Below are 20,261 nucleotides of genomic sequence, written 5' to 3'. Positions count from 1 at the left end.
AATCCCGGTGCGGCGCGTCCGGCCCCTTCTGCCAGTCTCTTCTGCCAGTCTCTTCTGCCAGTCTCTTCTGCCAGTCTCTTCTGATCGTCACGGGCAGGGTCTATCTTTGGCCATCAACGACTCGAGAAGGAGAGGATCATGAGCGAGACACCCTTCGTCATGCCGGGCGTCACCGCGCATTTGACTATCGCCGACGGCAAGGCGGCCGATGCGATCGGCTTCTACAAGGCGGCCTTCGGCGCGACCGAGCAGACGCGCCATCTGGCCGATGACGGCGCCCGCATCATGCACGCGCACCTCATCGTCAATGACGGCCCGCTGATGCTGAACGACCATTTCCATGAGATGGCCGACGGCAATCCCGCGCCGCCGCCGGCCAGCGTCACGCTCCATCTGGAAGTGGACGACGCCGATCGCTGGTGGAACCGCGCCCTGGAAGCCGGCGCCAGCGTCCGTTTCCCGATCGACAACCAGTTCTGGGGCGCGCGCTACGGCCAGTTGATCGATCCGTTCGGCCATGTCTGGTCGATCGGTGGCCCGGTAAAGGCGTAAGCGGATGATCGTCGGCGCGACCCGATGGGATGTCGTGACTGGCGACATCACTCGCTGCGCCACCGACGCCATCGTCAATGCCGCCAACAACAGCCTGCTCGGCGGGGGCGGCGTCGATGGGGCGATCCATCGCGTCGCCGGGCCTGAACTGCTGGCCGAATGTCGCGCCATCGGCGGATGCCCGACGGGCGAGGCGCGGATCACGCGCGGCTATGGCCTGCCCGCCCGCTATGTCATCCACACGGTCGGGCCGGTCTGGAGCGGCGGCAGCCGGGGCGAGCGCGACCTGCTGGCAAGCTGCTATGCCCATTCGTTGGCCCTGGCGCGGCATCATGGGCTGCGCAGCATCGCTTTCCCGGCGATCTCGACCGGCGTCTATGGTTTCCCGAAGGATCAGGCGGCGCGCATCGCCGCCGCCGCCGTGGCGTCCGCGCTGCGCCGCGATCCCGAAGCCTTCGACCAGATCCGCTTCGTCTGTTTCGACGAAGCAACCACCGCGCTGTTCGACGCCGCCGTCAGGGATGAAACTTCAGACTCATAAAATAGTCTCGTCATTCCCGCTTCCGCGGGGATGACGTCAGAATGAATCAATGATGACTGTGGTCGTGGTCATGCCCGGCGTCGTGCAGCGCCTCCAGCACATCCTCCAGCCGCGCCGGATCGCCCAGCGCCAGCACATGGCCTTCGCTCTCCGCCGTCAACGGTTCGCCATTCCAGTCGCACATCAGGCCGCCCGCGCCCTCTACCACCGGCACCAGCGCGGCGAAGTCATAGCTTTTCAGGCCCGATTCGACGACGATGTCGAGGAAGCCGGACGCCAGCAGTCCGTAATTATAACAGTCCCCGCCATAGACCGGCCCCTGGCGCGGCGCCCCGCCGGAGACGGCGGCAACCAGCGCCATATAATGGGGCACGTCACCATCGTCGAAGAGGTGCGGGCTGGTCGTGGCGATGCCTGCGCCTTCCAGCGCCTTGCACGCGCGGGTGCGGACCGGCTGGCCGTTGAAGGTCGTCGGCTGCCCGGCCATGCCCGCCCAGCGTTCCTGCGCGATCGGCTGGTCGATGATGCCGATGGTCGGCCAGCCGCCTTGCGTCAGCGCGATCAGCGTGCCGAAGATCGGCCGCCCCGCGATGAAGCTGCGCGTCCCGTCGATCGGATCGAGAATCCACACCCGCTCCGCATCCTCCCGCACTGACCCATATTCCTCGCCGATGATGCCGTCGCCAGGACGCTCCTTCTCCAGGATCGCGCGGATCGCGGCTTCGGCGGCGCGGTCGGCCTCCGTTACGGGGGACTTATCCGCCTTGATCTCCAGATCGTAACGAGCGCGGAAAAAGGGACGGATGGCCGCGCCGGCGGCGTCGGCAAGGCGGTTGGCAAGGGTCAGGTCGTCGCGGGTGGTCATGTCCCTTCGCCTAGCGGTTAGGGCGCCGCTGCGCTAGACTGAACGGCAGATGTGAGAAGGAGAGGAACTATGTCCGGTTCGCCTGTCATTCCATGCCTGCGCTACGCCAACGCGCCCGCTGCCATCACCTTCCTGTGCGACGCCTTCGGTTTTGACCGGCACGCCGTCTATCCGGACGATCAGGACCCGACCATCATCCATCATGCCCAACTGGTGCTGGGAAATGGCATGGTGATGCTGGGCAGCGTCAAGGATGTGGAGGGCGAATCGCTCTACACCTGGTCCACCGCGCGCGACCTGGGCGGCGTCACCGGCTGCCTCTATATCGTGGTGCCCGATCCCGACGCCCATTGCCTCCACGCCCGCAACGAAGGCGCGGTGGTGGTGCAGGAGCCGAAGGACAATGACGGCTATCCCGGCCGCGGCTACACCGCGCTCGATCCGGAGGGCAATGTCTGGAGTTTCGGCAGCTACGATCCCTGGGCAGGGCCGGCTTAAGCCTTCGGCAACCCCGCCCTCTTATGCTGCGGCGGGCCTATGCTGTGGCAGAAAAGGGGATGCGCATGGCGCTGATCGGCTGGTTTCTGAGTTTCGTCGGCCTGTTCGCGGGTCTTGCCCTGCGGCAGGATATGCCGACCGGCGGGTCGGCCAGCTTGTCGATCCTGCTGATCGGCTTCGCCATCCTGGCCTGCCCGATGGTCTGGCGGGGCAAGCCGTTCGGCATCTCGCGCGGGCAACGCATCGTCGCCGCGCTCATCCTGATCTGCGCGGTGCCGCTGGTCCTGCTCCCGGCGGCATGATCCGCCTCAGTCGAACAGGCTGGAAACCGAACTCTCGTCAGCGATGCGCTTGATTGCTTCGCCCAGCAGCGGGGCGATGGGCAGGTGGCGGATATGCCTGGCGGCGTTGACCGCGTCGGTGCCCTGGATCGAGTCGGTGATGACCAGTTCCAGCAGGTCCGACGCCTCGACCCGCGCGACCGCGCCGCCCGACAGCACGCCGTGGCTGACATAGGCGATCACATCCTCGGCGCCCGCGGCCTTGAGGGCGGCGGCGGCGTTGCACAGGGTTCCGGCCGAATCGACGATATCGTCGATCAGGATGCAGAAGCGGCCCTTCACGTCGCCGATGATGTTCATCACTTCCGATTCGCCCGCGCGCTCGCGGCGCTTGTCGACGATGGCGAGCGGGGCGTTGTCGAGGCGCTTGGCGAGTGCGCGGGCGCGCACCACGCCGCCCACGTCGGGCGACACGACCATGATATTCTTGTCGCCGAAGCGCGCCTGGATATCGGCCGACATCACCGGCGCACCGAACAGATTGTCGGTCGGGATGTCGAAGAAGCCCTGGATCTGCCCTGCGTGCAGGTCGACCGACAGGACGCGGTCGGCGCCGGCGGTGGTGATGAGATTGGCGACCAGTTTCGCGCTGATGGGCGTGCGGGGACCGGGCTTCCGGTCCTGCCGGGCATAGCCGAAATAGGGGATGACGGCGGTGATTCGTTTGGCCGACGCGCGTTTCAGCGCATCGATCATGATGAGCAATTCCATCAGATTGTCGTTGGTCGGATAAGCCGTGGGCTGGATCACGAACACGTCTTCGCCGCGGACATTCTCATGAATTTCCACGAAAACCTCTTCGTCGGCGAAGCGGCGGACGCTGACGTCGGTCAGGGGGATTTCGATATAGTCGGCGATAGCGGCCGCGAGCGGCTTGTTGGAATTGCCGGTCATGAGCTTCATGGCCAAAACCCCCAGAACTAGATGGCGTGACGAATTGATGACGATGCGCGAGACGCGGCCCCTTTAGCGGGGCCTGCCCCATGTGGAAAGGCGCTTTTGCGCCCGCCATCAAAATGCATTAGGGCGCGGCCATGACCGACAAACTCGTGATCGCCCTGGCCCAGATGACTCAGTCGGTGGGCGACCTTCAGGCCAATGCCGACGCCATGCTCGCCTGGCGCGACCGGGCGAAGGGCGCGGACCTCATCGTCTATCCCGAACTCCAACTCATCGGCTATCCGCCTGAGGATCTGGTGCTGAAGCCCGCTCTGGTCGATCGCGCCAATCATGAACTGGACCGCATGGCGCAGGCGACCGCGGACGGCGGCCCGGCGATGCTGGTCGGCACCGTCGTCGCCTCGCAGGGCGTGCTCTTCAACGTGGTCGCCCTGCTGGAAGATGGCGCGGTCACCGCGATCCGGCAGAAGCGCGAACTGCCCAATTACGGCACGTTCGACGAAAAACGCCTGTTCGCGCCCGGCCCGCTCCCCGCGCCGATCGATTTCAAGGGCGTGAAGATCGGCGTGCCGATCTGCGAGGATATCTGGTTCCCCTTCGTCACCGCGCATCTGAAGGCCGAAGGTGCGGAAATCCTCATCAGCCCGAATTGCAGTCCCTATGAGATCGACAAGGACGACCGCCGCCTGAACGCCGTCGGGGGCACCCGCGTGCGCGAAACCGGCCTGCCGCTCGTCTATCTGAACCGCGTCGGCGGGCAGGACGAGCTGGTGTTCGACGGTGCGTCCTTCGTGATGAACGGCGACCTCGGCCTGGCGCATCAGATGCCCGACTGGGAAGAATCGCTGACGCTGACGACCTGGGAGAAATGGGACGGCCAATGGGTCTGCCTGCCCGGAGAGGCGCATGATCTCGATCCGCGCCCGGCGGACATCTACAATGCCATGGTGCTGGGCCTGCGCGACTATGTGAACAGGAATCGCTTCCCCGGCGTGGTGCTGGGCCTGTCGGGCGGTATCGATTCGGCGCTGTCCGCCGCCGTCGCCGTCGATGCGCTTGGCGCCGACCGGGTCTGGTGCGTGATGATGCCGTCGCGCTTCACCAGCCAGGACAGCCTGGACGATGCGGTGGAATGTGCGCGCCTGCTGGGTGTCCGCTACGACACCATCCCGATCGAGCCGGCGGTCGGCGCCTTCGACGCGATGCTTGCCCCGGCCTTCGCGGGGCGCCAGCGCGACCTGGCCGAGGAGAATATCCAGTCCCGCATCCGGGGCGTGACGCTGATGGCGCTGTCCAACAAGTTCGGCCACATGCTGCTCACCACCGGCAACAAGAGCGAGATGTCGGTCGGCTACGCCACCATTTATGGCGACATGGCGGGCGGATATTCGGTGCTGAAGGACGCCTACAAGACCACGGTGTTCGACCTCTGCCGCTGGCGCAACGAGAATGTCCCTTCGCTGGGCGAAGGGTTGGGGCCTAGCGGCCCCGTGATGCCTGAGCGCGTTATCACCAAGCCGCCCAGCGCCGAACTGCGCGACAATCAGAAGGATGAAGACAGCCTGCCGCCCTATGAGGTGCTGGACCCGATCCTCTATGGCCTGGTCGAGGAGGAATTGTCGGTCGAGCAACTGGTCGCGCGCGGTTTCGACCGCGACACCGTGGCCCGCATCGAGCGGCTGCTCTACATCGCTGAATATAAGCGCCGTCAATCGCCGCCGGGCGTGAAACTGGGCACCCGCAATTTCGGGCGCGACCGCCGCTATCCGATCACCAACGCATTTCGGACGATATAACCAACCCCAAGCCGTTCGGTTCGAGCAGTGTCGAGCTTGTTGAGACACGTCCGTCGAGAACAGTTCTCGACAAGCTCGAACCGAACGGGTTTAGGACCGGACGCATGACCGTCATCACCCGCTTCGCCCCGTCGCCGACCGGCAATCTCCATGTCGGCAATATCCGTGCCGCGCTCCATAATTGGCTGTGGGCGCGCAAGTCGGGCGGCCAGTTCCTGCTGCGCCTCGACGACACCGACCTGGAACGTTCGCGCCCGGAATATGCGGATTCGATCAGGGCGGACCTGGCCTGGCTCGGCCTTCATTGGGACGGGGAGGAGAAGCAGTCCAACCGCTTCGCCCTCTATGAGGCGCAGTTCGCGGCGCTCAAGGCGTCGGGCCATGTTTACCCGGCCTATGAAACGAGCCAGGAACTGGACTTGCGCCGCAAGGTGCTGTTGGGGCGCGGCCTGCCGCCGGTCTATGATCGCGCTGCCCTGTCCCTAACCCCGGAGCAGGTGGCAGCTCATGAAGCCGAAGGGCGCAAGCCCCATTGGCGCTTCAAGCTGGATCACGACCAGCCCATCGTCTGGACCGACCTTATCCGTGGCGACCAGCGTTTCGATCCCAGGCTGCTGTCCGACCCGGTGATCCGCCGCGCTGACGGCTCCTGGCTCTACATGCTCCCGTCGGTGATCGACGATGTGGACATGGGCGTCACCCATGTCCTGCGCGGGGAGGATCATGTGTCCAACACCGCTACGCAGATCCAGATGTTCGCCGCGCTGGGCGCTTCGCTGCCGCAATTCGCCCATGAAGCGCTGCTGACCGGCAGCGAAGGCAAGCTGTCGAAGCGCCTGGGTTCGCTGGGCGTCGCCCATTTTCGCGAGATCGGCCTGGAACCCATGGCCATTGCTTCGCTGATGGCGCGTCTCGGCAGTTCGCAGCCGGTCGAACCCTTTGCGGACATGACCCCGCTGATCGACAGTTTCGACTTCGCCCATTTCGGCCGCGCGCCCGCGCGCTTCGATGAAGGGGAATTGGCGACCCTCAACCAGAAGATCGTGCATATGCTGCCCTATGCGGATGTGGCTGACCGCCTGCCCGACGGCATGGACGAAGCCGCCTGGGATGCGATCCGCCCCAATCTGGAGACGGTGGCGGGCGCGGCCGACTGGTGGCGCATCGTCACCGGCCCGATCGACGTGCCGGCCGTGGCCGATGAAGACCGGGATTTCCTGACCGCCGCCCATCGCATCCTGACCGCCGCCCCGTTCGACGCCGACATCTGGCGCACGCTGACCGGCGCATTGAAGGATGAGACGGGCCGCAAGGGCAAGACGCTGTTCCTGCCGCTGCGCCGGGCGCTGACAGGGCTGGATCACGGCCCGGACATGGGGCAGTTGCTGCCGCTGATCGGGCAGGAACAGGCCCTGGCCCGCCTCCAGTCCTAGGAACTGGGAACGACCAATGTTGGTCATTTGAATGGCTTCGCATCGTCCCTCTAAGCGGACGTTGACGCAAAACGCCTGATTGTCGCTCATCAAGTTGGAAGTGGCAGGATGGCTGGATCGCGGACTGGCTACTTGCTAAGATTGGCAATGCGCCAAATCCTGCTGCTTCTGTTTTTTGCCATCACAACACCAGCTTACGCGCACGAGTGGGTTCGGCTGTCGGAAACCGACCAAGGTCCGCGTTTCGTCGATCTTCGCTCCGTATTACGGAATGGCCATCGTGCTACCGTTGATACAGAACTGCGCATGAAGCCTGTGATTAAGCGGCGTGAACATTTCGATTGCAGGAAGCGCCTTATGCTCGTTGATACCTTCACCATTGCGGACGTGCATCAGCCCCGCCTTGTTCCTTCTGGCCAAGATTGGGTCCCTGCGCGGGGCGACAACGACAGCGCGGTGATGTTGAAAATTGCCTGCGGTAGGCAATCCAAGAAGATAGCCCGATAGGGCGCACATGCCGACCGTGAAGGATGGCCATCCATCCGTAGCACGCGTCGGGCGACGGTTATGGCCTGTTTATCGTTATCTCCGCTACGTTCCGAAAGAGATCGAGAAGAGAGAAGATGGCAATATTCTCGAAAACCGTTTTTACCGCAGGTTATCTGGAATCTCTGATCCCTTAGTTTTGGTCGCCCTGATGGGGCTTGCACCGGACCCAGGGTCCGGTTCAGGCTTGGAAAGCCGCCCAGCGGCAGGCGACCAGTTGTTGCCGCTTATACGGCTTGCAGCCCCCCAGAAGCAGACACATATACCGTCGCTAATCAGCGTGAGGAAAGATGAAAGCAGCATTCTGGCGTTTCGCACACATGCGTTACCAAGGGCGCAAGCCTACGCTTCTCACTGACATAGCTGCCTTCACATGGTTTACCTTCTTTGCGCTGGTGTATGGGTGTGCCTTGTTGGCTGGTTGGAAGCCGGGCATCGTAGAAGCTATCGTAGGCACCGTATTGGTTGGCCTTCCGCTCGTTGGGGGCGTGCTTCATCGCCGCATTAGGCTGGAGGCCGCAAAAGGGCCGGACGCTCTTTATCGGAAGCGCATTGAAGCAAGCAGTTAATTGGTCAACGAACGACCAAAGGCGGACCTAACCTTCATCGTCACCCTGAACTTGTTTCAGGGTCCATTTCGCCGGATTGAGCGAAGGTTTGTTGGACCTGATGGATGCTGAGCCGTAAGGCCAGCGCAGCTAAACAAGTTCGGCATGACGAATGGGAAATGGCAGGAAACCACCCCTCTCCGTCGTTCCCGCGCAGGCGGGAACCCATCTCCCGCCATTGCCCTAGGCACAAGGCCGGGAAGACATCGAAGACAGGCCGCAGTCGCCCTTCCTCCGCCTTCCCCAATCCTATTCCCTTCCAATGTAGGATTTCTTCTGATCTATCCTTGTCGATGGACCAGCACGCCCTCCGCACCCGCCCTCCCCTGCCGATCACCGCCGCACCGGCGCGCAACTGTGACCCGCCTGTCGCGTCCCTGTCGCGCGGGCGGCGCGTCGGTGTGACCCTACAGGCGCGCCAATGGCGCGTCGGCGACGCATCGGCGGCGCATTCCTGTCGCGAATCCCCCGGAAATGCCCGGAAAACCGATGCCTGCAACGGTGTGAACTTTGGACCTGTGACCCTGTTGGTCGGCTTATTTCGCTTGCAGCGCCGTCACGCACGCCGCCGGATCGACATCCGTCCCCGTCGACGATCGCGCGTCGACATGGGTCACGACCGGCTCCCTGCCGCGCGCGGGGGCGTAGAGATAGGCGTCGAGCACGCAGCGGCCATTGGCGAATTGCAGCTTGCGCACCGTGGTTTCCCGAATGTCGAGCCGGGGCTGGCCGAACATCTGCGTCAGATGCTTCGCGTCAGATCCCAGCAGCGGCCCCTGTTTCGTGAAAGCGCTGGCCGGAGGACCGGGCGGCGGCAATATCTCCGCCGTGGGGGGCGGCACGATGGCCCCCGCGCCGCAGGCGGCGAGCGGCAGGGCGAGGAGGAAGGTCAGGCCCGAACGGAGGATTTTCATATGGTCTTCTTTCGTCCGAGCAGCATGTGAACCGCCATAGCCGCGCTGAAGATCGGCGCAAGCAGGTTGACCAGCGGAACCAGGAAGAGAAGCGCCGAAACGAGGCCCATGAGCCACCGGCCGCCACGCGACAAGGGCGGCAGCGCGGGATGGCGCGGCTCCACCATGTCCGCCATGTCGCGGCCAAGCAGATAGGCATTGATCGCAAGGAACAGGCCGATCGTCCCAACCCCCGTCACCAGCAGCAGCACATAGGCGGGCAATGCGATGAGGTTCCAGCCGATCGTCCGTCCCAGCGAGGCGAGCGCAAAGCGCAGGCTGCGCGCCCAGCCCACCGGCCGGGCGGCGGCGTGGGGATAGTCATTGCGCTCGACCGCTTCGACAATGTCGTCGGCGAAGAGGCCCATCACCGCCATTGCCATGGCGCGGAACAGCAGCCAGCCCGCCGCGATCACGATCAGCACGGTCGCTGTCGCTTCGGCATACATGCCGCCGCCCCAGCCGAAATGCAGCCTGACGCCATGAAATCCGGCCCAAAGAGCAGCGGCCAGCAGCGCGAACAGCAAAAGGGTCAGAACCAGCGTCTTGCCCATCAGGCGCAGGGCCGCGCCGTGGAAAATGGAGGGAAAGGCACGCAGGACCGCGGTCAGAACCATGGCCCTGCTATCCTACCGCCCGGCGGCAAGGTCAATCGGCGAGGTTATAGGGGCCAAGGTTGCATGGCGCGAGCCAGCCCGATAGAGACGGCAAAATTTTATTCCCACCACAAGACTAAGGATATTGCGTGACCGCATCCGCCCCTACGCTGCCCACTACACTGGACGTCGTCGCGATCGGCAACGCCATCGTCGATGTTCTCGCCCGCAGCGATGACGCCTTTCTGGCCGAACATGCGCTGACCAAGGGCGGGATGCAGCTCATCGACGCCGAAATGGCCGAAACGCTTTATGCCGACATGCCTCAGGCAAAGGAAATCAGCGGCGGATCGGCCGCAAATACGCTGGCGGGCCTGGCCGCGCTGGGCAAGAAGTGCGGCTTCATCGGCCAGGTCAATGAGGATCAGTTGGGCGCGGTGTTCACGCATGACGTGCGGGCGCTGGGCATCCGGTACGACACGCCGGTCATGCATGGCGAAGTGCCGACCGCACGCTGCCTGATCCTGGTGACGCCCGACGCGCAGCGGACGATGAACACTTTCCTGGGCGCATCGCAGTTCCTGCCGGAAGCGGCGCTGGACCTGGACATGATCCGTTCGGCAGGCGTCCTCTATCTCGAAGGTTATCTGTGGGACCCAGAGCAGCCGCGCGCGGCGATGCGGGCGGCGATCGACGCGGCGCGCGGCGCGGGCCGCAAGGTGGCCTTCACCCTGTCCGACAATTTCGTGATCGACCGGCATCGCGCCGACTTTCTGGACCTGATCGACCAGGGGCAGATCGACATTCTCTTTTCCAACGAGGGTGAGATTCAATCGCTGGCGCAGGTTGACGATTTCGACACGGCGCTGGCCCGCTTTGCCGACAAGGTGCCGGTGCTGGTGTCGACCCGCAGCGAAAAGGGTGCGGTGGCGATCGTTGATGGCGTGCGCCATGAAGCGCCAGCCGCCCCGGTCACGCAGATCGTCGACACGACGGGCGCGGGCGACCTGTTCGCATCCGGCTTCCTGGCCGCGCATATCGAGGGCCGCAGCGTCGAAGACGCGCTGGCGCTGGGCGCGGCGGCGGCGGCTGAGGTGATCTCGCACTGGGGGGCGCGGCCGGAGCAGGATCTGGGCGTGATCCGCGACGCGCTGTTCGCCTGATCCCGTCCCTCAGCTCGCCTTCTGCTTGCGGAAAAGCGCGCGATCTTCCGGGCCGAAGCCCCAGCGCCAGATGACCACGCCATAGACGCCCAGGATCGCCCATATGCCGACCACCAGTTCGACCCATTCGAAACGTGGCGGCAGGGCGACGAAGGCGGCGCCGACGATGCAAGCGACGCCCGCCGCGCTCAAAAGCGGCCAGCGCCAGGCATTGATCGGCGCGTCGAGCAGACGCGAAAGCAGCCGCGCCTTGACCAGGGCGCCGACCCCCAGCGCCAGGCAGAGCGCCAGCGCGGGCGCGGCGGCGATCCACATGACCGGCAGTTCCATACCGCGCGCCGCGAAAATCAGGGCGAAGCTGAAGGCCGCTTGCAGCCCGATCATGACGAGCGAGATCATCAGGTTCCGGTGCCGGGCGATATAGACCAGCGCCGATTCGCTGACCACGGCGGTGGCGGCAACGACTTCGGCCAGCAGCAGGAAGGCGAGCGCGCCCGTTCCGCCGACGAAATGCGGACCGACCAGACCCATCACCGCTTCGCCGGGGATACCCAGGGCAAGCGCGATGCCTGCCTGCGCCGCGATGATCCAGAAGCCGACCTGGCTGACCTGCCGGGCGATGGCGGCAAGGTTATTTTCGGCAAGGTTGCGGGTGATGACCGGCCCCAGGATCGGGTCGAAGCTGGTCTTGAGCTTTTGCGGCAGCGAGGCGACCTGCTGCGCGACATAATAGACGCCGATCACCGCCGGACTGACGAACAGGCCAAGGATCGCCATGTCGAGCCGGCGCGAACCCCATTCCACGCCGTCGGCGGCGGCGAGCGGCAGGTTGCGCCGCGCCAGACGCCAGAGCCGCCCGGCATCAGGCTTCCAGCCGCGCGGCAGGCCATAATGCCGGGCCATCGGAATGATCGAGGCGACCAGCGCGGCGATCATCGACGTGGCATAGGAGAGAATGAGGCCGTCGCGGGTCGAATAGAAGGCGAATACGAAAGCGCCGATGCTGATCGTCCAGGGTTCGATGATCGAACGGGCGCGCACGGTCGCGCCGACATCGAAACGGTAGGCACAGGCGGCCAGCGCCACGTCCGATCCCGCGACCGCGATCACCACCAGCGCCAGCAACCGGTCCAACCCGTTGATGCCGCTGTTGGGAAACATCGCCTGGGGAACAATGATAAGGAGGAGAGAACCGGCCAGCGACGCGATGAGGGTCACGGCCATCGCGTCGGTCACGACATGATTATGCGGCCGCTCGGTCTGGGCCAGCGCGCCCGCCAGGCCGCGCTTGAGGCCCAGGGTCGCGATCTGGGCGACAAACTCCACCACCAGCACGGCATAGGCGAAGCGGCCCAGCGCATCGGCGCCATACCAGCGACCCGCGATGAACAGGAAGGGCAAACGCGCGGCAAGGCGCAGCAGGAAGCCGAAGACATTGGTCCGCCCGCCCTTTGCCAGGGCAGCGATATCATCACGGTCCTGGGGAGGGATTGCCTCCGTCGCCAAAATAGCCTGTTCTCCCTGCGTCATTTGTTTGTATCGATTCTAATTCTTATATGGTCGCAACGCGACGGCTTATTCAGGACGCAACGGACGCGCGAGCAGCGCGTCGATAACGGCGGCAAGCGGCGCGGCGTCGGCCAACAGTGCGCATACTGCCTCGACCACCGGCATTTCCACGCCCGCCGCACGCGCCGCGTCACGCAGCACCGGCGCGGTATGCGCGCCTTCGGCCACGGTACGGCGGTTGGAAAGCAGCGCGGCGGCGCTCTGCCCCTCGCCCAACCCCTTGCCGAGCGAGAAGTTGCGCGAATTGGTGGACGAGCAGGTCAGGACGAGGTCACCGAGGCCCGACAGACCACCCAGCGTTTCCGCCCGCGCGCCGCGCGCCAGGCCGAAACGGGTCATTTCGGCGAAACCCCGGCTGATGAGCGCGGCGCGGGCGTTGAGGCCCAAGCCTGCCCCTTCGGCCACGCCGCAGGCGATGGCGAGCACATTCTTGACCGCGCCGCCAATCTCCGCGCCTATGACGTCGTCGGACAGATAGGGGCGGAAGGTCGACCGGGCGATGCGGCTGGCGAGCCGTTCGCCCAACACCGGATCTTCGCAGGCCAGGGTAATGGCGGTCGGTAGCCCCTTCGCCACTTCATGCGCGAAGGTGGGGCCAGAAAGGATGGCGATGGGGGAAGCGGGCTGCGCCTGCGCGGCAACCTCCGACATGAGCAGGCTGGTGCCCGCCTCAATGCCCTTGGAGCAGAGGACCAGCGGCACACCGGCGGGCGCTTGGCGCACCACGCTGCGCAGATGCTGGGCGGGGCTGACCACCAGCAACAGGTCGCAGGCGGCCAGGTCGGCCATGGCGCCGGTCGCCTCAATCGAGGAGGAAAGGGGGATATTGGCGAGGTAGAGCGGGTTTTCATGACGCCTGTTGATCGCGTCGACCACGTCCGGCTCCAGCGCCCAGAGGGCGACCGGCTGGCCGTCGCTGGCCAACAACTGCGCCAACGCCGTGCCCCATGCGCCCGCGCCGATGACTCCCGCCTTCATGCCTTCCCACCCTTCATGCTTTAATTCCGGCGCCGCGCGCCTTTTCGGCCGCCGGGTCGAGCGGCCAGCGCGGCCGGGCGGGTACGGTGAGATCGTCGACCAGCCCCACCGCATAGCGCTCCGCACCCGCCCAGGCGATCATCGCCGCATTGTCGGTGCAGAGCCAGAGCGGCGGCGCGACGAAAGGCAGCTCATGGTCGGCAGCTAGCTTTTCCAGCGCCGCACGGATCGGCTGGTTGGCCGCCACACCGCCTGCGACGACCAGGGCGGTGACGCCCTCGCCCTGTCCCAGCGCGCGGCGCGTGCGATCCACCAGACAGTCGATCACCGCCTGCTGGAAGGAGGCCGCAATGTCTTCCGTGGAATATTGGCCGGACTGGACGGCGCGCATCACCGCGCTCTTCAGCCCGGCGAAGGAGAAATGCGGTTCCGCCGTGCCGACCAGCGGGCGCGGCAGCGGAACTGCCCTGGGATTGCCCTGCGCCGCCGCCTTTTCCACCAGCGGGCCGCCGGGATAGCCCAGGCCCAACAGCTTGGCCGTCTTGTCGAAGGCTTCGCCCGCCGCATCGTCGATCGTGGTGGCGAGGCGGGCATAGTCGCCTGGTCCCCGGACATGGAGAAGCTGGCAATGGCCGCCCGACACCAGCAGCAGCATGTACGGAAATTCGAGCGTGCGGTCGGCCAGGCGCGGCGAAAGGGCGTGGCCCTCCAGATGATTGACCGCCACCAGCGGCTTGCCCACCGCATGGGCGAGCGCCTTGCCGGTGACGAGGCCGACCATGACGCCGCCGATCAGCCCCGGTCCGGCGGTCGCCGCAATGACATCGACATCGGCAAGCGTCATTTCAGCGTCGGCGAGGGCGGCTTCGATCAGGGGAGCAAGCGCCTCGACATGAGCGCGGGCGGCGATTTCGGGAACAACGCCGCCATAGGGACGATGCGCCTCTTCCTGCGTCGCCAGCCGATGCGCCAGGATGCGACCGTCGGCCGTCACCAGCGCCGCCGCGGTTTCGTCGCAGCTCGATTCCAGGCCGAGAATGATCGTCATTGTCGCTTCCATCTAATGCCCGTGGTCATTAGAGCAAGCCGGATATGCTTTTCACCGACCGACCGTTGCGCCTGGGCACCAGGGGATCGCCGCTGGCGCTGGCTCAGGCACGCATGACCGCAAGGGCGCTGATGGCCATTCATGGCTGGGCCGAAGACGCGATCGAGATCGTCGCCGTGCAGACCAGCGGCGACCGCATCCAGGACCGGGCGCTGGCCGATATCGGCGGCAAGGCGCTGTGGACCAAGGAGCTGGACCGGGCGCTGGTGGCGGGCGAGATCGACTTTGCGGTCCATAGTATGAAGGATGTGGAGACGCTGCGCCCCGCCGCCTTCCGCATCGCCGCCATGCTGCCGCGCGCCGACGTGCGCGACAAGCTGGTCGGGGCGGCAAGTTTCGAGGCGCTGCCCGCCAGTCCGCTGGTCGGCACCAGTTCGCCGCGCCGGGCCGCCCAGGTGAAGAGGCTGCGGCCCGATGCGACCATCACCCTGTTCCGGGGCAATGTCGCGACGCGGCTTGCCAAGCTGGCGGCGGGAGAAGTCCATGCCACCCTGCTGGCGGCGGCGGGTCTCGATCGACTGGACCAGCGCGATGTCGGAACATTGATCCCGATCGACACGATGCTGCCCGCCCCGTCGCAGGGCGCGGTGGGGATCGAGGCGCTGGCGGACAATGCTCCGGTGCTGGAGGCGCTGGCGGCCATCAACGATCCGGACACTTATGACGCCGTGATGGCCGAACGCGCGGTGCTGCGCGGCCTGGGCGGCACCTGCCATTCGCCGATCGCGGCGCTGGCGGTGATCGAAGGGGAGCAGATCGTCCTGCGTGCCGAGATCATCAGTCCCGACGGGGTGGAGACGGTGCGCGAGGAGGCAAGACTGGCGCGCAGTGACGCAGCGACAGCCCAAGCCATCGGCCGGGCGCTGCTCGACCGGGCCAGCCCGGCGTTGCGGGCGCTGTTCGAAGGGTGAGGCGCATCCTCATCCTGCGCCCGGAACCGGCGGCGGGCAGGACCGCGGCCAAGGCGGCGGCGCTGGGGATGGAGGTCCGGCTGCATCCACTGTTCGCGCCGCAAGCGATCGACTGGACGCCCCCCCCGACGAAGGATTTCGACGCGCTGCTGCTGACCAGCGCCAATGGCGTGCGGCTCGCAGGACCGGCCCTGCACCAGTATCGCGGCCTGCCCGCTTATGCGGTGGGGGGAGCGACCGCGCGGGCACTGGCAGATGCCGGCTTTGTCGATGTCGTGACGGGAAAGGGCGACGGCAGCGCCATCGCCGCACGCATCGCACGGGACGGGCATCGGCATGTGCTGCATCTGGCAGGCACGACGGTTGCGCCGATGGAGGCGGGCGCGCTCGATATGATGCGGGTCGCGGTGTACCGCATGACCGGCCTGCCTGCCGATCCCGCCCTTCTCGCCGATGCGACGCCGGGGTCCATCCTGCTGGTCCATTCACCCCGCGCAGGCGAGCGTCTGGCGGCGCAAATACCCGAAAATCGGCGGTCAGACCTCCACCTGATCGCCATCAGCCCGGCGGCGCAGACGGCCTGCGGTGCGGGCTGGGCCAGCGCGCAGGCCCCCGCCCTTCCGCAAGATGACGAGATGCTGGCCCTCGCCTTGTCTTTGTGCGAAGGACATGCGCAATGATAGACGATAGGGTCAGCATGAATGACGGAGACGGGGTGGCCAGCGCCCCCGTGACGCCGCCGCCTGCGCGCCGGCGCAATATCCTGCCGCTGTTGATCCTGACGCTGCTCGCCTTTGCCCTGGGGGTGGCGCTGACCGCCTGGGCCTGGCCGCAGATCCAGCGGCGCTGGGGCGATCCGCAACGACCGTCCGCAGCCCTGCCCGCTGGCGTCCTGCCCGGCGTCGCCACCCGCCCGCTGACCGCCGATGCCGCGCAGATGCTGGACAGCCGCGTCGTGCAACTGGAGGAGCGGCTGACCCGCATCACCGTTGAGGCGCAGGCCGCCTCCGCCAATGCAGCGCGCGCCGAAGGGCTGCTGGTCGCCTTCGCCGCGCGGCGCGCGCTCGATAATGGCGCGCCGCTGGGCTATATCGAGGGGCAGTTGCGGCTCCGCTTCGGCCAGGCCCAGCCCCGCGCCGTAGCCACCATCATCAACGCCGCGCGCGAGCCGGTGACGCTGACCGATCTGCGCGCCGGCCTGTCCGACATCGGCAACCAGGTGACGACCCCACCCGCCGATGCGAGCTGGTGGGACGCGCTGCGGCATGAGGCGCACGAGTTGATCACCATCCACGACGCATCGACCCCTTCCCCCCGGCCACAGGCGGCCTATGACCGGGCGCTCCGCTATCTGGACGGCGGCCGGGTGAGTGCCGCGCTGGCGGAAGTGGAACATATGCCGGGCCGGACCGTTGCCGAACGGTGGGTCCAGATGGCCCGCCGCTATATGGAGGCGCGTCGCGCGCTCGACCTCATAGAGACGGCGGCGATCCTGGAGCCGCGCACCCTGCGCACCACCGAGGGCGAACCGGTCGCTCAAACCTCTCCTCTCGCTCCCTGAAGGCCTGTCACAAACGACGAGCCGTTGGTCGCATGAGCCGAAACCGATGGACGTCCACGGCATTTGTCACGACAATGTCATCTTTTCCCCGCTGGGGGTTCAAGGATTTTCATCGTCGTGCCACCTTATGCTCAAGCCGTCAGCACATTCTGGAAGGATCGCCTCGCGCCGGGACCGCGCGCGCCCGTGCTTCCGCCGCTGCAACAGCTATTGGGCAATTTGTCGGTGCCCTTCGATCTGGCGCGGACAAAGGCGCAGGCCGCGAATCTGGCCGGCCAGATTCGCGGCGACGGACGCAGCGTCCTGTTGATCCCCGGCCTGATGGCGTCGGAACAGCGTATGAACTGGCTGCGTCGCATCCTGACCGAAGCGGGCTATGACGCGCATGACTGGGGCATGGGCCGCAATTTCGGGCCGCGTCCCGACAGCCTGGAAAAGATCGACCGGCGGGTCGATGCGATCCGGCGGCAAGGCAGCGGCCCGGTGACGCTGGTGGGCTGGAGCCTGGGCGGCCTTTATGCACGCGAATATGCGAAATTCGCCACCCATAAGGTCGGCGGCGTGGTGACGATGGGCACGCCCTTTTCCGGCGACCCGCGCGCCAACCATGCCTGGCGGCTCTATCAGCTCGTGTCGGGCTTCCCGGTCGACCGGCCGCCCTTTCCCTGCACCCGCGAGGAAAAGCCGCCGGTGCCGACCGTGGCGCTCTGGTCGAAACGTGACGGCGTGATCCTGCCCGAATGCGCCAGGGGCCGCTCCAGCGAGCGCGACAAGGCGATCGAGGTCGATTGCACCCATATGGGCTTTGCCGCTTCGCCGGAAGGCATTGCGGCCGTGGGCAAGGCGCTGGAGGCGATGCGCGCCTGAGCCGGTCGTGACCCATGTCGACGCGCGATCGTCGACGGGGACGGATGTCGATCCGGCGGCGTGCGTGACGGCGCTGCAAGCGAAATAAGCCGACCAACAGGGTCACAGGTCCAAAGTTCACACCGTTGCAGGCATCGGTTTTCCGGGCATTTCCGGGGGATTCGCGACAGGAATGCGCCGCCGATGCGTCGCCGACGCGCCATTGGCGCGCCTGTAGGGTCACACCGACGCGCCGCCCGCGCGACAGGGACGCGACAGGCGGGTCACAGTTGCGCGCCGGTGCGGCGGTGATCGGCAGGGGAGGGCGGGTGCGGAGGGCGTGCTGGTCCATCGACAAGGATAGATCAGAAGAAATCCTACATTGGAAGGGAATAGGATTGGGGAAGGCGGAGGAAGGGCGACTGCGGCCTGTCTTCGATGTCTTCCCGGCCTTGTGCCTAGGGCAATGGCGGGAGATGGGTTCCCGCCTGCGCGGGAACGACGGAGAGGGGCGGGGGAACAACGTCTGCTCATGGTCACTTACCATCATCCTCCCTTTGTAGGGGAGGTGTCGCACGCGAAGCGCATGACGGAGGGGTGTCACCCTATCGATAGCAAGACACTCCACCACCACTTCGTGGGTGCCCTGACAATTTCCACGAATCCGCCAGAAAACGCCCGACGACATTGTGAACTTCGCCCTGTCGCCCTCCTGTCGCGTCCGGGGCTGTATTTTTTTGCCGTCCAGGACTAAGGGACCGGCGCAAAGCCATCCTGCCTTTTGCCTGTAGAAAGCCACTGCCTCATGACTGACGTCCCCATCAAACGCGCCCTTCTGTCCGTGTCCGACAAGACCGGCCTCATCGAACTGGGCACGGCGCTGGGCCAGCATGGAGTGGAACTGGTGTCGACCGGCGGCACCGCCAAGGCACTGCGCGAGGCGGGGCTGGCGGTGAAGGATATTTCCGACCTCACCGGCTTCCCCGAAATGATGGACGGCCGCGTCAAGACGCTGCACCCCAAGGTCCATGGCGGCCTGCTCGCCGTGCGCGACAATCCGGACCATGTCGCCTCGATGCAGGAGCACGAAATCGGCGCGATCGATCTGGTGGTGGTCAACCTCTATCCCTTCGCCGCGACCGTCGCCAAGGGTGCGGAGCGCGAGGAGATCATCGAGAATATCGATATCGGCGGCCCGTCGATGGTCCGGTCGGCGGCGAAAAATCATGAAAGCGTCGCCATTGTCACCGACCCAGCCGACTATGCCCGCCTGATCGCCGAGATGGCGGAGAAAGCCGGCGCGACCAGCTACGACTTCCGCCGCATGCTGGCCGCGAAAGCGTACGCTGCCACCGCCGCCTATGATTCGATGATCGCAAGCTGGTTCGCCTTCGCCGACCAGGGCGTGCTGTTCCCCGAAAGCCTGTCGGTATCGAGCAAGCTCGGTTCCACGCTGCGCTACGGCGAAAACCCGCATCAGTCCGCCGCGCTCTACCTGCCCGTCGGTCCCACGGCGAACGGCATCGCGCAGGCGAAGCAGATCCAGGGCAAGGAACTCAGCTACAATAATTATAACGACGCCGACGCCGCGCTGGAGCTGGTCAGCGAGTTTCGCGACGGCCCGCCGACCGTCGTCATCGTCAAGCACGCCAATCCCTGCGGCGTCGCCACCGGCGGAACGCTGATCGAAGCCTATGAGGCGGCGCTCGCCTGCGACAGCGTGTCGGCCTTTGGCGGCATCATCGCCGTCAACCGCCCGCTCGACGGCCCGACCGCCGAGGCGATCAGTGGCATCTTCACCGAAGTCGTCGCCGCGCCCGATGCCGATGACGCGGCCAAGGCGATCTTCGCGAAGAAGAAGAATCTCCGCCTGCTGCTGACCGGCGACCTGCCCGATCCGGCACGCCCCGGCTTGCAAATCAAGAGCATAGCAGGCGGCCTGCTGGTGCAGAGCCGCGATAATGGCAAGGTGGATCGCGACGCACTCAAAGTCGTGACCAAGCGCGCGCCGACCGATCAGGAGTTGAAGGACTGCCTGTTCGCCTGGACCGTCGCCAAGCATGTGAAGTCCAACGCCATCGTCTATGCCAGGGACGGCAGCACCGCGGGCGTCGGCGCGGGCCAGATGAACCGCCTCGAATCCGCGCGCATCGCCGCGTGGAAGGCGAAGGACGCCGCCGAGAAAGCGGGCTGGAGCGAGCCGCGCACCCTGGGGTCCGCCGTCGCCTCCGACGCCTTCTTCCCCTTCGCCGACGGCCTGCTGGCGGCGGTGGAAGCCGGGGCGACGGCGGTAATCCAGCCAGGAGGATCGATCCGCGACGAAGATGTGATCGCGGCGGCCGACGAAGCCGGGCTGGCGATGGTCTTCACCGGGATGCGCCACTTCCGGCATTAAGGGCATGATGCGGGTGCGAACGGAACATCTTCGCACCCGCAAAATCCCAGAAATCCGCCACTTTTTGTCAAGTGGCCTCTTTTCAACAACGCCCTGTGCGC

At 65.8% G+C, this 20,261-nt stretch carries 20 protein-coding genes; 13 read left to right on the top strand and 7 right to left on the bottom strand.

Annotated features, from left to right (window positions below; genetic code table 11):
• Positions 1–138: 138 nt before the first annotated feature.
• Positions 139–552 carry a VOC family protein gene (locus MOK15_RS11195; protein WP_242931684.1) on the top strand — a complete coding sequence of 138 codons (414 nt, stop codon included), beginning with the start codon at positions 139–141 and terminating at the stop codon, positions 550–552.
• A 4-nt stretch (positions 553–556) separates the two neighbouring features.
• The gene (locus MOK15_RS11190; protein WP_242931683.1) at positions 557–1,093 is read left to right on the top strand and encodes an O-acetyl-ADP-ribose deacetylase; all 537 of its coding nucleotides are present in this window, start codon (positions 557–559) and stop codon (positions 1,091–1,093) included.
• A 46-nt stretch (positions 1,094–1,139) separates the two neighbouring features.
• Here the strand turns inward: MOK15_RS11190 and hisN are convergent, their stop codons facing one another.
• Positions 1,140–1,958 (bottom strand): histidinol-phosphatase, encoded by an 819-nt coding sequence (gene hisN / locus MOK15_RS11185; RefSeq protein ID WP_242931682.1) that lies wholly within the window; start codon positions 1,956–1,958, stop codon positions 1,140–1,142.
• 69 nt (positions 1,959–2,027) lie between these two features.
• Here hisN and MOK15_RS11180 point away from each other — a divergent pair, with 69 nt between their 5' ends.
• Positions 2,028–2,456 (top strand): VOC family protein, encoded by a 429-nt coding sequence (locus tag MOK15_RS11180; protein WP_242931681.1) that lies wholly within the window; start codon positions 2,028–2,030, stop codon positions 2,454–2,456.
• A gap of 65 nt (positions 2,457–2,521) precedes the next feature.
• The gene (locus tag MOK15_RS11175; protein WP_242931680.1) at positions 2,522–2,758 is read left to right on the top strand and encodes a hypothetical protein; all 237 of its coding nucleotides are present in this window, start codon (positions 2,522–2,524) and stop codon (positions 2,756–2,758) included.
• A gap of 6 nt (positions 2,759–2,764) precedes the next feature.
• Here the strand turns inward: MOK15_RS11175 and MOK15_RS11170 are convergent, their stop codons facing one another.
• Positions 2,765–3,700 (bottom strand): ribose-phosphate pyrophosphokinase, encoded by a 936-nt coding sequence (locus MOK15_RS11170; protein WP_242931679.1) that lies wholly within the window; start codon positions 3,698–3,700, stop codon positions 2,765–2,767.
• Between the two features lie 131 nt (positions 3,701–3,831).
• On the opposite strand from MOK15_RS11170, the gene MOK15_RS11165 reads away from it, so the two are divergent.
• From MOK15_RS11165 to MOK15_RS11155, 3 genes are all read left to right on the top strand, one after another.
• Entirely contained in the window at positions 3,832–5,493 is a 1,662-nt protein-coding gene (locus tag MOK15_RS11165; protein WP_242931678.1) for an NAD+ synthase, read from the top strand.
• Between the two features lie 104 nt (positions 5,494–5,597).
• A complete protein-coding gene (gene gltX / locus MOK15_RS11160; RefSeq protein WP_242931677.1) occupies positions 5,598–6,926 on the top strand; it encodes a glutamate--tRNA ligase in 1,329 nt (442 codons plus the stop codon).
• 147 nt (positions 6,927–7,073) lie between these two features.
• Entirely contained in the window at positions 7,074–7,433 is a 360-nt protein-coding gene (locus MOK15_RS11155) for a hypothetical protein (protein ID WP_242931676.1), read from the top strand.
• A gap of 1,183 nt (positions 7,434–8,616) precedes the next feature.
• Here MOK15_RS11155 and MOK15_RS11150 read toward each other — a convergent pair.
• Positions 8,617–8,994: a hypothetical protein gene (locus MOK15_RS11150; protein WP_242931675.1), complete on the bottom strand. Its 378-nt coding sequence runs from the start codon at positions 8,992–8,994 to the stop codon at positions 8,617–8,619.
• On the bottom strand, positions 8,991–9,650 hold the full coding sequence (locus MOK15_RS11145) for an EI24 domain-containing protein (RefSeq protein WP_242931674.1): 660 nt from the start codon (positions 9,648–9,650) through the stop codon (positions 8,991–8,993). The genes MOK15_RS11150 and MOK15_RS11145 overlap by 4 nt, the downstream gene beginning before the upstream one ends.
• Before the next feature lie 128 nt (positions 9,651–9,778).
• Between MOK15_RS11145 and MOK15_RS11140 the strand changes: the two genes are divergently transcribed.
• Positions 9,779–10,792: an adenosine kinase gene (locus MOK15_RS11140; RefSeq protein WP_242931673.1), complete on the top strand. Its 1,014-nt coding sequence runs from the start codon at positions 9,779–9,781 to the stop codon at positions 10,790–10,792.
• 9 nt (positions 10,793–10,801) lie between these two features.
• On the opposite strand, the gene MOK15_RS11135 is transcribed toward MOK15_RS11140, so the two are convergent.
• From MOK15_RS11135 to tsaD, 3 genes are read right to left on the bottom strand one after another with little or no spacing between them, the layout of a single operon-like run.
• On the bottom strand, positions 10,802–12,322 hold the full coding sequence (locus MOK15_RS11135) for a lipopolysaccharide biosynthesis protein (protein WP_242931672.1): 1,521 nt from the start codon (positions 12,320–12,322) through the stop codon (positions 10,802–10,804).
• Between the two features lie 45 nt (positions 12,323–12,367).
• Positions 12,368–13,339: an NAD(P)H-dependent glycerol-3-phosphate dehydrogenase gene (locus MOK15_RS11130; protein WP_242931671.1), complete on the bottom strand. Its 972-nt coding sequence runs from the start codon at positions 13,337–13,339 to the stop codon at positions 12,368–12,370.
• Positions 13,340–13,352: 13 nt separating this feature from the next.
• Positions 13,353–14,387 (bottom strand): tRNA (adenosine(37)-N6)-threonylcarbamoyltransferase complex transferase subunit TsaD, encoded by a 1,035-nt coding sequence (tsaD, locus tag MOK15_RS11125; protein ID WP_242931670.1) that lies wholly within the window; start codon positions 14,385–14,387, stop codon positions 13,353–13,355.
• A gap of 44 nt (positions 14,388–14,431) precedes the next feature.
• Between tsaD and hemC the strand changes: the two genes are divergently transcribed.
• The 5 genes from hemC to purH all read left to right on the top strand — a co-directional run bounded on the left by hemC (position 14,432) and on the right by purH (position 20,160).
• Positions 14,432–15,358 carry a hydroxymethylbilane synthase gene (gene hemC / locus MOK15_RS11120; protein WP_242931669.1) on the top strand — a complete coding sequence of 309 codons (927 nt, stop codon included), beginning with the start codon at positions 14,432–14,434 and terminating at the stop codon, positions 15,356–15,358.
• Entirely contained in the window at positions 15,355–16,038 is a 684-nt protein-coding gene (locus MOK15_RS11115; protein ID WP_242931668.1) for a uroporphyrinogen-III synthase, read from the top strand. Before hemC ends, MOK15_RS11115 begins: the two co-directional genes overlap by 4 nt.
• Positions 16,035–16,919, top strand: a complete 885-nt coding sequence (locus tag MOK15_RS11110; RefSeq protein WP_242931667.1) for an MICOS complex subunit MIC60 — start codon at positions 16,035–16,037, stop codon at positions 16,917–16,919. The genes MOK15_RS11115 and MOK15_RS11110 overlap by 4 nt, the downstream gene beginning before the upstream one ends.
• Before the next feature lie 117 nt (positions 16,920–17,036).
• Positions 17,037–17,786, top strand: coding sequence for an alpha/beta fold hydrolase (locus MOK15_RS11105; RefSeq protein ID WP_242931666.1), 750 nt, complete (start codon positions 17,037–17,039; stop codon positions 17,784–17,786).
• A gap of 784 nt (positions 17,787–18,570) precedes the next feature.
• Positions 18,571–20,160, top strand: a complete 1,590-nt coding sequence (purH, locus tag MOK15_RS11100) for a bifunctional phosphoribosylaminoimidazolecarboxamide formyltransferase/IMP cyclohydrolase (RefSeq protein WP_242931665.1) — start codon at positions 18,571–18,573, stop codon at positions 20,158–20,160.
• Positions 20,161–20,261 lie beyond the last annotated feature (101 nt).

Source organism: Sphingobium sp. BYY-5 (genome assembly GCF_022758885.1).
Taxonomy (GTDB): Bacteria; Pseudomonadota; Alphaproteobacteria; order Sphingomonadales; family Sphingomonadaceae; genus Sphingobium.
Note: the sequence above shows the minus strand (reverse complement) of the source record. Positions and strands in the feature narration are given on the sequence as shown.